Raw genomic sequence first — 13,156 nt, 5'->3', positions numbered from 1 at the left:
AATGTTCTATAATAAATGTTTGTTATCAACACAGGCGGTTGACTGATGCATCACTTCGAAAGAGGCGTGCATACGTTCACCGCATTTCTCATTGTAAGTTTTTTCACGGAAAGCGGCAAGGCCGCGCCGTCACTATACAGCAGAGAGAAGGATTTCCCTTCTCCAGCTTGAAATGGAGTTGAAATGAATCACATGGCTCAATTGCAATTGATTGCAACCTCGGCGATGGGACTCGAGGCTGTTGTTGCCCGGGAACTGAAACAACTGGGGTATGAAGATGTTACGATCGACAATGGACGGGTTTTCTTTACAGGAGATTATATTGATATTTGCCGTTGTAATCTGTGGCTGAGAAGTTCGGATCGTGTATTGGTGAAAATGGGTGAATTCCCTGCCACGACTTTTGACGAATTGTTTGAAGGCACCAAAGCGTTGCCTTGGGAAGAGTGGATTCCAGCCGACGGCGAATTTCCTGTAGAGGGTCGTTCTCAAAAATCCCAGTTAAGCAGTGTGCCTGCATCACAAGGGATCGTGAAAAAAGCAATCGTAGAGAAACTGAAGCTGACTTATGACACAGAGTGGTTCCCAGAGGATGGGTCTCGTTATGTGATTGAGGTCATTCTGCTGAACGATCGCGCCCTGCTTACTTTAGATACGACGGGACCAGGTCTGCATAAACGGGGTTATCGTAAACTCGTTACCGAAGCGCCACTCAAAGAAACACTTGCTGCGGCTCTTATTCAGCTCAGCCGCTGGAATGTATCCCGCCCATTCTATGACCCGTGCTGTGGATCAGGCACAATGCTGATCGAAGCCGCTATGATCGGCTGGAACATTGCACCAGGTCTTCGTCGGACCTTCAACTCTGAGGATTGGGCTGTCATTCCTGAAGAATTATGGGAACAGGCGCGCGAAGAAGCATTTGATGCTGTACGTGACGATGTCCCGTTACAAATTTCAGGTAGCGATATTGATCCTGAAGCGATTGAAGTTGCTATGGCAGCGATCAAAAGTGCTGGGTTCGCCAAAGATATTGAAGTCAGCGTCCTGCCCGCTCATCGCGCTAGACCACAGGGTGAATATGGTGTCATCATTACCAATCCCCCATATGGTGAACGTTTGAGTGAAGAAAAAGAAGTTCAGAAGTTGCTCCGCTCATTAGGGCGCAGTTACCTCGACATGCCAACATGGTCCTTTTTTGCAATCACGTCAACCAAAGCTTTTGAGGAGTATTTCGGTCATAAGGCAGACAAACGTCGCAAGTTGTTCAACGGACGAATTGAAACCCAGTACTATCAGTATTTGGGCCCACTGCCCCCACGAAATAAAACACCACAATCTTCATAATTATTTCGAATCTAAAGTGCTCCTGCCATCTATGGCCGGGGCGCTTTTTTTGTGCGCTTTTCTGGTCATAAGAATTCACCGACTTCGGTCTTCGGCTGGACAAGATTCAATTCTCCCTGAGGCATAGTTGAAAACACATGAGGCCACGCTATAATGGATGGAGCCCTATTTTACATTCCGATAACAAAACAACAAAAGCAAGGGGGACATACATATGGTTGTCACTCGGCCTACGCGCAGCTCCATGCCAAGCGGGCTTTTAAATCATCCATTAACGTTATATCTTATTTTTCTTGTGCTCATGTTGCTCAAACTCATGTGGCTCCATCACAATCTTCACGCTTATAACATTACGATGGGACTGCTGGATAAAGTCATTGCTATTGGATCTTTACTACTCTTGTCCTTCTGGACCTGGTTGCTACCACGTAGAGGAATGATCGTGTCTCTCGTGGTGCTTAACCTGCTGCTTACCACACTAATCTACGCCGATATGGTGTATTATCGCTATTTCCAAGATTTCTTGACCATCCCGGTATTGTTGCAGGCGAGACAAGTTGACGCATTGGGTGACAGCATCGCTACATTGATCTACACAAGCGATCTATGGTTCTTTGCCGACTGGCTTATTGTCATTCCATTCGCAGCTATCGTACTGTTCAGCAGAAATTACCGTTCGAAGTACTCCAGTAGATCTGTTACTGGTTACGGGAGTTATTCGTATAACGATGGCAAGGCACGGTTGCGCCGCCGTCTCACGGCTGGCAGCATCGCCCTTGTGCTGGGACTTGGCCTGGCGGTCGGCCCGATTTATTTCTACAGCAAAACATGGGCCAAAGGCCTGTTTGATAACAACTGGTGGAATGTATCCATGTATAATGTGACCGGACTGCTCGCTTTTCACGGTTATGATCTGTACAACTATGCCAAAGACCACATCGGCTCCGGGCCGCAGGCTGACCCCGCTGATGTTGAACAAGCAAAGGCATTCTTCGCCGAAAGGCAAGGAACTGCCCCGCAGAATGATGCCTTGTTTGGCAAATATAAAGACAGCAATGTGATCATTGTCCAGGGTGAGGCTTTTATGAACTTCATGATTGGCCAGAGCATTGGCGGTCAGGAGATCACACCGCATTTTAATGAACTGATGAAAGAAAGTCAGTATTATAGCCACTTTTACCACCAGACAGGTCAGGGCAGAACGTCTGATGCCGATTTTGGCGCAAACATTTCCCTACATCCACTTCCGGTTGGATCAGCGTTTGTACGCTATGCAGACCATACGTATGATTCCCTTCCTTCCATCCTGAAGGATAACGGGTACAGCACCAACGTATTTCACGCTTATGAGAGTGGCTTCTGGAATCGGTATACGATGTATCAGAACATGAAGTACGACAAGTTTTATAGTAAAAATGATTTTGCACAGGATGACCCGCTTGGCTGGTCCCTGTCTGACGAATCCTTTTTCCGCCAATCCGTTGAGAAAATGAGCAGTGAGGTTACCGAACCGTTCTATTCCTTCCTCATTACACTCAGCAGTCACCATCCATACGCCCTGCCTAAAGAGAAACAGCAACTGGATGTAGGCGAGTTCCAGGGGACCATGTTTGGTAACTATCTGCAATCCGTTCATTACGTGGATTCGGCGCTCGGCAAGATGGTCGAGGATCTGAAAAATCGGGGATTATGGGAAAATACCATTTTTATGTTCTACGGAGACCACGACAACTCGATTAAGGAACAATCACAATACGAACAGTTCCTGGGACGTTCACTGAACGAACTGGATATGGCACAGATCATGAACGAGGTCCCCCTGCTCGTGCATTTACCGGACGGAGCAGCTGCCGGAACCATCAACGAACCTTCGGGACAACTGGACATCACGCCTTCCGTACTGCATTTGCTAGGCTTATCCGACCAGTCCTATTATCACATGGGTAACGACGTATATGACGGGTCTGGGCGTACGGTTGTGCTGCGTAATGGCACATTCTCGGATGGTTCTGTATTCTATATTCCATCGGATGATTATATCTATGAGAGCGGTGCTTGTTATGACCTGTCCACACGCGACAAAACGGACATCAATGCTTGCCGCCCCAGTCATGATGAAGCAACCAAACGATTGCATGTCTCGGACACGGTCATTACTTATGATTTGATTCAGCGCTTTCGAGAGGAAGACAGTTCAACAGCAACATCGCAATGAACAATATCGTAATGACAAGCTAAACAAATACACGAAATGAATTGAATTGGATTTAAAAAGGAGAACTTGCATTACATGACATCACACACTGAACCACTCAATATTGAACAGCAATTGTTCGATGCAGCCGCAAAATTTGTGAAGCAACGTTATCCTCAGGGATGGGGCGGTGCGGGTGCCGTCTATACCGAAGCTGGCTCCCTGCTGATTAGCGTAGCTCCAGAGGTCATCAACGATGCCACGCATCTGTGTATGGAAACAGGAGCTTATCTGGAAGCCCACAAATTGAACGAACGTGTCACCCACTCCCTCTGTATCGCTCGTGATGACGAGCATTCAGAATTTAAGGTTCTTACACCTTGCGGTGTATGCCAGGAACGATTATTTTACTGGGGCGAAGAAGTCAAAGCTGCCGTATACGATCCTTCTGGCCAACTGGTCTTCAAGAGACTGGATGAGATTCAACCTTACCATTGGTCCAAGGCATATCGGGATAAAAAGTAATCTCCTTGCGAATTATAGAAAGTGGCTTTATAATTGTAACCATATTAGTTTCAACTAAAAGGATGATGGAGGTTTTAATAAAATGAATATTGAGATATGGTCTGATTTTCTGTGCCCTTTCTGTTATATCGGTAAACGCCGCCTGGAGAATGTACTGGAACAGTTCCCACACCGTGATGAAGTGAAGCTGCAATTCAAAAGCTTCGAGCTTGATCCAAACGCTGCATTGAACCCAGGCAAAACCAATTCGGAATATTTGGCTGCCAAATATAATATGAGCGTGGAACAAGCCAAAGGTATGAATGCCCAGATGAATGCCAATGCTCGTACGGCAGGACTGGAATACAATATCGATGCCATGATCCCTACAAACTCCTTCTCAGCTCACCGCTTGACACACTGGGCAGATACACAAGGCAAAGCGCTTGAACTGAGTGAACGAATCTTCCAAGCTGTGTTTATTGAAGGTAAACACTCCGGCGACACTGAAGTGTTGGCTCAGTTAGCAGAAGAAGTCGGCTTGGATCGAGATGCAGCTACGGCAGTGCTGTCCAGTGATCAATTCACCGACAATGTCCGTGCTGACCAAGCAGAAGGAGAGCAACTTGGCATCCGCGGTGTACCATTCTTTGTATTCGACCGCAAGTTCGCCGTATCGGGCGCTCAGCCTGACGAGGTGTTCCTGGATGCCATTCAAAAAGCATGGGACGAGCGTTCCCCATTCACCATGGTTGAATCCAACACAACAGAAACAGACGGCAGTGGCATCTGCACAGATGACGGATGCGAAGTCCCGAAAAAAAATTAAGCCAATTCACACACAAAAAGCAGCCGGATCAGGGATATTTCCCGATCCGGCTGCTTTTTTTTATATACTACACACCATTCTAGCTCATTGTATATTTTTGTGTTTGATGGACAGTTACTGTGGAGGGGACGGAATCGATTCTGAAGAAGCGAAGCGTGCGCCTTTGTATCCAAATTTTATCCTCTGAAAAGAGGAATCAAAAAAATTTGGAGACAACAGCGATCAAAAGAACGATTACGTAACCGGAACAACCACCAGTAGTTCATCAAACAATTATATTCAATTAGCGTCTACCCACTTAATCCCAGAACAGTTGATCCGGATGTGGACCCGTCCGCTTATCGGAATCAAGTGCATCAATCTGTCTCAACTCATCCGGTGTCAATTCAAAGTCAAAGATGTCCGCATTCTCACGAATACGCTCCGGGGTAACCGACTTCGGAATCGTCACAATCTGATTCTGAATGTCCCAGCGCAGAATGATCTGTGCTGGCGTTTTCCCATATTTCTGAGCCAGCGCTTTGAGGGTGGACTCTTGGTTCAGCTTGCCTTTCATAATTGGGCTCCAAGCCTCCAGTTGAATTCCCTGCGCCCCGCAGAAATCCTGAAGTTCCTGCTGGATCAGACCCGGATGCAGCTCTACCTGATTAACCGCAGGGACCGTGCCACCTTCATCTATGATATCTTGCAAATGATGTACTTGAAAATTACTCACACCAATCGCACGAATGCTTCCTTCGCTATATAGACGTTCGAATGCTCTCCACGTCTCCTTATACTGGTCTCTGCCAGGCCAGTGAATTAAGTAAAGATCAATCACATTCAGTCCAAGTGCCTTCTGACTGGCTTCAAATGCTCTCAACGTTGAATCAAATCCCTGATCCTCGTTCCAGAGCTTGGTCGTCACAAACAGTTCGTTACGGGCAACACCACTGCTTGCAATAGCTTGTCCCACTTCTTCCTCATTGCCATAGATGGACGCGGTATCAATACTGCGATATCCAACCTCCAAAGCGGTCTCAACCGCCTGTTGTACTTCCTTACCTTTTGCTTTATATGTTCCAAATCCTAGCCATGGCATCGTTACTCCGTTGTTCAGAATCGTACAATCTGTAATATGTTTTGTCATTCTGTACCTCCCGTATGGAATTTTGCCTGCTCTTGTTCTATTAACCTTCTCACAGAATTTTAAGCGGTCATTCGACATATTGTGGGAGTAAACCCATGATCGAGAGTCTTTGCAAAAGATATGAAAAACCCGCAAAGCATTACTGCCCTGCGGGTTCTGATGTGACAGGAACGTTATATATTCCCTTGACCGTGCTGACTCTGGATAGAATTCAATCTTCTCTTCTCCTCGATGAACATTTCCTCTGCCAACTCAACACCTTGCCCTCCGAGTGAAAGCTCTGCTTGTCGCATCGCCTGCTCCGTGTGTGCCAGACGTCGTTCCGCCTGTACAATGGTCTGTGCCGTCGGATGAGACATGGCCTGAGATACAGCATAATGAAGCTTGTTCACCGCATTTTGCGCCTGAGATACGGTGGTATCGGCTTGCAAACTGGAATCATAACGCTTCGGCATGAGTATTCCTCCTTGGGATTATCATGTTCCTGTTACCCCTTTAGGATGGATAACACAAGCCTTCCTTATTCTTCTTTTGAGTTTTTATCGTAACTTTAGTTGATCACGCTACGTTTATTAAATAATCATGTGAGTCGGGAGGAATTCATTTGAAGAAAATATTAATGACACTCTGTATGTTGCCCTTCCTCATTTGGGTACAAGGCTGCGCTCCTGCAACATACGAGATAGAAGGATATACAGCGTCATCCATGAACCCAGACATTCCTGTTCCAACCAATGCAAAGCTTATTGAAAACATAGCTTATTCCGATCATCCCACCCTTAAAAAAGGCGCTAATTACGAACTGAAACATATTGGGGGTGAGCAAGGACTTTACCCGCCAATGGATTATTTTCAGAAGTTAGCGGATACAGGTTGGGTCGAATTGGAGGAAGAACGGCTGGGACATGTACATTTTCTGAAAAAGGATACTACCGTCATTGCCATTGAAATTCAAGAAAACACCTTTCAAATTACTGAAATGATAGAGGAATCTGCTTTTTAAAACATCCTTCACTCTACCTAAATGCAAAAAAGGAGAGGCATATAGCCCCTCCTTGCAGATGTTTGAACTTTTCGTTCACTCACCTTGTTATATCCTACTACTTCACAAACTTTGCGACTTTGGCGAGCACTTCTTCTTCTGTCGGCGCACTGATATACCGACCATTAATAAAGACAAATGCACGTTTCGCGCAAGGACCACAATAGGATTTGCACCCAATCTTGATCTCCGTGTCTGGAGCCATTTTCTGCAACTTGGGCACAATCGATTTCAGTCGGACATGATTACATTTTTCGCATACGCGGATATCGTTAGCCATGAGTTCCCCTTCTTCGCGCCCTTAGTGGTCGCCGTGATTACCTTGGGATGGATTCGTAATAACAAATCCCTCTTCCGGGAAGTAGAGGTAGTCAATTTTAACACCGTTCAACAAAGGCTGGTCATTTGCAAGAATGACATCAATCTCTTTATCGGTAGATACAACCGTATCATTTTCTTTTGGTGTGTCGATATCAAGCCCGTAGTGAGCATGGTCACCATGTGCATGTGTGATGACAACGCGCAGGTTTTTCCCTTCGTTCTCCGGCTTGTCCAATTCAAGCTTCAATACTTTAGCAGCATTACGCGTAATTTTGCAGTTCATTCTCTTCATCTCCTATATTGTAATTGCAGGTTTCAACAATTTCAGCATTCTTAAACTACAGCATCTATTGTAAAGAAAGTTACCGCTCTTCGCAATAACATTGATGCGAATTCAATGTTAAACCTATCCATTTAGGCACAAATTAAGAAGGTGTCCCCTCTTGAAGCACAGGATATTTACGTTCTGCCCGGCTTACAAACCAGTTCATCAGAATCAAAGTGACCCCGATATCATCGATGGGCATAAACGGCATTACGTCAGGAAGTACCCAGTACAACAGCGCCGGAATAATAAACAACAGCTTTTCTCCCAAAGGAATCTGCGGAGCCCGGAGCAGCCGGGGGAGCCTTTTGAAAACTTGTGTCCATCGTTTGAACGACAGTAGTCTTCTCCACTTCATTTGAATCCCTCCGTATAATTATATATGTCGCCGAAAAGGCACATCCATCATTACCCGTTCGAAAACCATTCAGAACGAATGACGTAACATGCCATTATAAAAAATAATAAAAACGGAACGTCGCTCATAGCGTCCGTTCCTGTTATACGAATGATCTACTGTTAAGTTTCACACCTTCGTAATTCGGGGTCTTGCCTTATTGTCCATTGGATAACAGTTCAGCCAGCAACATTCCCACTTCTATACAAATATCATCAAACTGTTCTACGGGAAGCGGATTAACACCCAATCCAACTTCTACCGTGAAGCCCGGTCTACCGAAATCTTGAATAAACCAGTCCTTGTATCCGGCATCACTGCCACCGAGCTTCACCGCCTTGTAGCCGGAAGCTTTGGCGAGTCTACGCGACAGCGGTCCACTCTCTCTAGGTTCCAGATCACGGTAGTTCCAATAGATCTCCTGTCCCTGACTATGCAGGGATACAACCGCATCAAATGTGTGTTGCCGAGTCCACTGCGCAAGCGCCTGTGCCTCCGGTTCTGTCAATGGCGCTGTCCCCGCATAATCCCTGGGGCCAGGTGAGGTCATACCTCTTCTCGCTGCCTCTTCATCCCAATGGGCTGGAAATTGATCATTCAGATCCACCCCTCTGATGTTGGCCTTCCAATGGGTGAAATGTGATCTGTCGGCATTCCAGGCCAACAATTGCTGTGCATGTGGATGCTGATTGACCACACCTTCCTGAACCAGTTCGACCCCGTCCGGATTAACCATCGGCACGGCCAAGAGTGTCGTCTCTTGCATCCAGCGTTCTGTCTGGTATTGATGCCATGTCCTATGCGAACTATACGCCTCGGCATACTCTTCGATAAACTTCATCAGAACTGCTGTTGTCAACCACTCATTCGCATGAACGGAAGCATTAACATGGATATGTCTCGCCCCTTGCCCAATACGCAAATAAGGCAGCGACTTCCCCATGACACTTGTTCCAATGGACCCTGTTTCAATAAACGAGTATTGATTCTCCAGCTTGTCTATATCCCTGATTAATTCTCGATAACCATACTCTCCCTGAATCTTTACAATAGTTTTTCCATTCGAAGCCGGAATATGAATACAGCGACCAACCCAGTCGGTTATATTGGTGATTTCGGGATTGGCCTGGCGCAACACCTCTTCGTCCAGACCAAATCTCTCTGCAATTTCCCCTACACTTTCTCCAGGTGGTACAGCGTATCTGCGACCTGTCCCGGGGACAATTCGCAGCATCTGACCTGCCAGCAAGTATGGCTGGGAAGCCACTTCCGGGTTTAGTGCAGCAAGTAACTCTTTGGTCATATGGTGTGCTGACGCAATTCGCGGCAATGTATCTCCCCGCTGAACGATAATCCACTGCAGATCCATGTTGTTCTCCTTTCCACAGGAAAAGACAGGTCTCCTGTCCAGTTCTGACCAATTTCGTGTCTGTAACATATGTATGCAGGTCAGGTTGTCCGTCATGTGACAAGAATCATGTTTATCTCCGGTTAATGCATAATGACGACAAAAAATCCCGGAACTTCACAGTTCCGGGATAGTCCACAACCAAATTACATTAATTAAAAGTCTTATTCATGCATAATTTGAGTATAACTATGATAATTGCGTAACTTGCCAGACAACAGGAGTCTTGGAGATCTGCTCCCCCAACCATCGACGGGTGATATTCTGGAACATTCTCGGGTCACCCGTGCAGAAAAATTGATGCACCGGAGTCTCATCCCCACTGGCCAGCTTTCGTTTATCATATAAAATCGTACTGATTTCACGTGCCGTTTCATCTGCTGAACTGATTAACTTCACTTCCTGTCCCATAACTTCCTGAATCGTGTCCATGAGAAAGGGATAATGCGTACAACCCAGAATAAGACAATCGATTGGCTGTTGTTTGATCTCGCCCAATGATTGTTCCACCGTATGTGTCGTGTGCTCGGAACGAAATTCACCTTGTTCCACCAACGGCACCAGCGCCGGACAAGCCTGACTGACCACATCAATATAGGGGGACAACTGCTTGAGTGCCGATGTATAAGCCCCACTACCTATTGTACCCGTGGTACCAATCACACCAATACGTCCTGTACGTGTCGCTGTGATTGCGGCCCGCGCACCCGGATGTATAACACCAATGACAGGCATATTCACCTTGGCACGGATATACTCCAACGCGGCTGCTGTTGCTGTGTTACAGGCGATAACGATAACCTTCGGATCGAATTGGATCAAGAAATCAACGATTTGTTCCGTAAATTGTTTTACTTGTTCGGACGAACGGGGTCCGTACGGTGTCCGGGCAGTATCCCCAAAATAAATGATCTTTTCCCGCGGGAGCTGACGCATCACTTCCTTGGCGACGGTCAATCCCCCCACACCGGAGTCTAATATAGCGATTGCTTGCTGCACGAACACACCGCTTCCTTCTTCATTGAATTGGTTCTCAAAACGATTGTTTCTCAGAGCTTTCTTCCTACCGTATGAACATTCCGGCAAAAAGGTACCTACATCTTACCCGATTTCATCGCAGGGTTCAAATTAAATCCACGTGCTACGTCATCTATGTGTGGACACGCAACAAAGCAGGCTCTCCTCTAATTGAGGAAAGCCTGCTTATCCTAAGCTTTGCTTAGTTGTCGTCCTTGGACTCATCCGCAGGAAGCTTCGCTACGATGTCAATTCCGGGTTCATCCACTGTTTTATCGATATCGTTATCCACAATGGCTGCCGAGATGCGAATTTCTTTCCCTTCAGCGCAATTACGCCAGGATTGAATATCCTGAATCACAACATCTGCGGTCTCTTTAACTTTGGATACAATCTGCGAACTTTGTTCTCCCACGATACCAGCCAGTTCCTGACCTTTCTCCGATACCTGACGAGCACCTTCTGTAATATCCTGACGAAGTTCACGCCCTGATTTCGGTGCCAGCAATAATGCCGTTACTGAACCAACCACGGAGCCAATAAGAGCTCCCCACAACAAACTTTTGTTAGAATCCTTCACGTCACATCTCTCCCTTTACTATTGTTTAAGTACCGGATCAGAAGCAACGGTCTGTCGCTCAGCCATCCGGGCGAATGCCTACTCTGTTGATGCATTATAAGCAGCACAGGCTTGACTTGACACTCCAGATGTTAAAAATAATCTGAACGCCCTTTTTGAATGGATGCAAATGACGGCTTAAACTCAGTTCTGACGAGCCGGCTCGAGATCAGCCGCGGCATGCTCATCCCCCGGGTCCAAATCAATCACATATCGTCCAGGTGCAATCAATGCTGCCTGATGTTCACAACGCCAGCGACGTCCACCTGAAGAACCCAGTGTCTGTCCATCTTGCAGAACATCCCCCTGATCAAATATGTAATATGCTGCACCCAGTAAGGTCTGAGCCACCGTATCGGGATCAAGACCAACGAAGTGACACTGGACATCAGGTACACCCAGCGCAGATAATCCCACGGTATCCATGACCAACCCGCGCTGTTCCTCTGTACCTCCGGCTTGATACATTCGAACGTTCATGGCTGCATACAGATGTTCCTCACGTTCCTGAGCTTGCGTGTATGCTTCCGGTTCAACCAGCTTATCACTGCCATACCAATACAGCGCGTCACAGGTCACACTCTCCATGATTGCCAGTACAGTCTTCTGAAACAGCTCCAGGCGCTGTTTACGAGGCATGGCAGCCGTGAACATATCATGTATCCGAATGGAGTAACGCGCAGCTTCCACAGCTTGTCCTGCATCCGGCCAATGCCATGCTTGTTGCAGAGCACCGCCAAAGCGAGCACGATCTGCGATTTCATTCACAGGAAGCATACAAGTCTGAGCAGGGATATCCCCTTCCTGGAAGGATACCTTGTGGTCCAGATGATAGAAGACAAGCATCTCATGCTTTTGCCCTCCGCTCTCTTGTTTCACATCCAGTCGGACTTGTCCTGTATGACGGATCATAGCTTCTTGCAAACGCAGGCGATCCACCTCTGGACGTTCCCGGAACAAAAGTTCAACCATATACACCGGATGGAATCCGGAAGGTGTTTCATTTGTTTCGTTACTTTCAGTATTTACTTCATTGAATTCTTTTGATTCATTTGTCATGCGATTTCCCTCATTCCTTACGCTGTCCCTCGGCTTGTGCCGTATTGAAAGGACCAAGTTCTTTTTCCACGTAGGCGCTAACCTGAGTAGTAAAATGTTCAAGTATACTCGGCAACTCTACGCTAAGCGGATGGAGCTCAGACCGCTCCCAAGTGTAATAATCCTGCACCAGTGGCTTGCGTAACGTGACAAGCTGACGCAAGATCTCATAGGTCGGATTATCAAAAACCTTTTCTTCATAATTAATCTGAATAATATCATCATAGCTGCTTGCATCTCTCATGATGAAGCCGTCGATCAGATAACTTCCCACATCGGTAACAATCTCGATCGCCAGGTGAAGACAACGTTCCTGTACCATACCCAGCATGAGACTCCCATCCCAAGCTTCTGCTGCCCCGCGGAGCCCTTCAGCTACTTCCGGTACAGCAGCAAGCCGGCGGGCAATCTGTTCTCTGTTCACATAATACATTCGTTCACTTCCCGTTCAGTGAGTTATCGGTTCCGTTTCCCTCTTCGCTTAAGCCAGAATATCATCACAGGACAAGCGATTAGAAACACAACAAAAATATATAGAAATTCCATAACGTCTCTTAAATCGCTCATGCAGAGTCCCCTTTATCTCAACGTAGTTTGAATGATAGATCAGATTTCGTAGTCCACTGCAATTGACTGTTCTCTGACTTCGTTCATGTACTTGATAACTTCCTGATGAAGCGGGTGTACCTGATACGCCTGGAGATCCTCCAGTGACGCAAACTCAGCTGTGAGTGAAATGTCGAACGATCTATCCGAGCGAAGCACATCAATCCCGATTTCAAGTGAAACCAGGACATCAATTTTACCTTCCAGATTGCGAAGCACCTGAGCTGCAGCTTCAATACTTTCTGCTGAGCGATCTTTCATTTTGAACAGGACAATATGTTTTATCATCTGGACAAACACCTCGTTTAATATAATAGTAG

General features: G+C 46.5%; 16 protein-coding genes. 5 read left to right on the top strand and 11 right to left on the bottom strand.

Features of this window, described 5'->3' with window-relative positions:
• Positions 1–192 precede the first annotated feature (192 nt).
• From MHH25_RS10300 to MHH25_RS10285, 4 genes are all read left to right on the top strand, one after another.
• Positions 193–1,347 (top strand): class I SAM-dependent RNA methyltransferase, encoded by a 1,155-nt coding sequence (locus MHH25_RS10300; RefSeq protein ID WP_036609715.1) that lies wholly within the window; start codon positions 193–195, stop codon positions 1,345–1,347.
• Positions 1,348–1,561: 214 nt separating this feature from the next.
• A complete protein-coding gene (locus MHH25_RS10295; RefSeq protein WP_340019936.1) occupies positions 1,562–3,562 on the top strand; it encodes an LTA synthase family protein in 2,001 nt (666 codons plus the stop codon).
• Between the two features lie 75 nt (positions 3,563–3,637).
• Positions 3,638–4,066: a cytidine deaminase gene (locus MHH25_RS10290; RefSeq protein ID WP_127543979.1), complete on the top strand. Its 429-nt coding sequence runs from the start codon at positions 3,638–3,640 to the stop codon at positions 4,064–4,066.
• Positions 4,067–4,148: 82 nt separating this feature from the next.
• Entirely contained in the window at positions 4,149–4,874 is a 726-nt protein-coding gene (locus MHH25_RS10285; RefSeq protein WP_340019935.1) for a DsbA family oxidoreductase, read from the top strand.
• A 298-nt stretch (positions 4,875–5,172) separates the two neighbouring features.
• Here MHH25_RS10285 and MHH25_RS10280 read toward each other — a convergent pair whose 3' ends face one another.
• Positions 5,173–6,003, bottom strand: a complete 831-nt coding sequence (locus tag MHH25_RS10280) for an aldo/keto reductase (protein ID WP_036670089.1) — start codon at positions 6,001–6,003, stop codon at positions 5,173–5,175.
• 173 nt (positions 6,004–6,176) lie between these two features.
• The gene (locus MHH25_RS10275) at positions 6,177–6,458 is read right to left on the bottom strand and encodes a hypothetical protein (protein ID WP_076326962.1); all 282 of its coding nucleotides are present in this window, start codon (positions 6,456–6,458) and stop codon (positions 6,177–6,179) included.
• A gap of 149 nt (positions 6,459–6,607) precedes the next feature.
• Here MHH25_RS10275 and MHH25_RS10270 point away from each other — a divergent pair, with 149 nt between their 5' ends.
• Positions 6,608–7,006, top strand: a complete 399-nt coding sequence (locus tag MHH25_RS10270) for a hypothetical protein (protein ID WP_340019933.1) — start codon at positions 6,608–6,610, stop codon at positions 7,004–7,006.
• A 97-nt stretch (positions 7,007–7,103) separates the two neighbouring features.
• Here MHH25_RS10270 and MHH25_RS10265 read toward each other — a convergent pair whose 3' ends face one another.
• The 9 genes from MHH25_RS10265 to MHH25_RS10225 form a co-directional block, all read right to left on the bottom strand.
• A complete protein-coding gene (locus MHH25_RS10265; protein WP_017689421.1) occupies positions 7,104–7,325 on the bottom strand; it encodes a DUF1450 domain-containing protein in 222 nt (73 codons plus the stop codon).
• 21 nt (positions 7,326–7,346) lie between these two features.
• Complete coding sequence (locus tag MHH25_RS10260; RefSeq protein ID WP_017689422.1) at positions 7,347–7,649, bottom strand: heme biosynthesis protein HemY; 303 nt, start codon at positions 7,647–7,649, stop codon at positions 7,347–7,349.
• Positions 7,650–7,791: 142 nt separating this feature from the next.
• Positions 7,792–8,049 (bottom strand): hypothetical protein, encoded by a 258-nt coding sequence (locus tag MHH25_RS10255; protein WP_036670081.1) that lies wholly within the window; start codon positions 8,047–8,049, stop codon positions 7,792–7,794.
• A 196-nt stretch (positions 8,050–8,245) separates the two neighbouring features.
• Positions 8,246–9,451, bottom strand: a complete 1,206-nt coding sequence (locus MHH25_RS10250) for a M14 family metallopeptidase (RefSeq protein WP_340020483.1) — start codon at positions 9,449–9,451, stop codon at positions 8,246–8,248.
• A 234-nt stretch (positions 9,452–9,685) separates the two neighbouring features.
• Positions 9,686–10,495 (bottom strand): glutamate racemase, encoded by an 810-nt coding sequence (gene racE / locus MHH25_RS10245; protein ID WP_036610949.1) that lies wholly within the window; start codon positions 10,493–10,495, stop codon positions 9,686–9,688.
• A 220-nt stretch (positions 10,496–10,715) separates the two neighbouring features.
• On the bottom strand, positions 10,716–11,093 hold the full coding sequence (locus MHH25_RS10240; RefSeq protein ID WP_017689426.1) for a YtxH domain-containing protein: 378 nt from the start codon (positions 11,091–11,093) through the stop codon (positions 10,716–10,718).
• Positions 11,094–11,276: 183 nt separating this feature from the next.
• Entirely contained in the window at positions 11,277–12,191 is a 915-nt protein-coding gene (locus MHH25_RS10235) for a DUF4261 domain-containing protein (protein WP_076249925.1), read from the bottom strand.
• Between the two features lie 10 nt (positions 12,192–12,201).
• The gene (locus MHH25_RS10230) at positions 12,202–12,663 is read right to left on the bottom strand and encodes a HepT-like ribonuclease domain-containing protein (protein ID WP_076318399.1); all 462 of its coding nucleotides are present in this window, start codon (positions 12,661–12,663) and stop codon (positions 12,202–12,204) included.
• A gap of 173 nt (positions 12,664–12,836) precedes the next feature.
• Entirely contained in the window at positions 12,837–13,124 is a 288-nt protein-coding gene (locus MHH25_RS10225) for a Dabb family protein (RefSeq protein ID WP_282322020.1), read from the bottom strand.
• Positions 13,125–13,156: the final 32 nt, after the last annotated feature.

It is taken from the genome of Paenibacillus sp. FSL H3-0457 (assembly GCF_037981725.1).
Taxonomy (GTDB): Bacteria; Bacillota; Bacilli; order Paenibacillales; family Paenibacillaceae; genus Paenibacillus; species Paenibacillus amylolyticus.
Note: the sequence above shows the minus strand (reverse complement) of the source record. Positions and strands in the feature narration are given on the sequence as shown.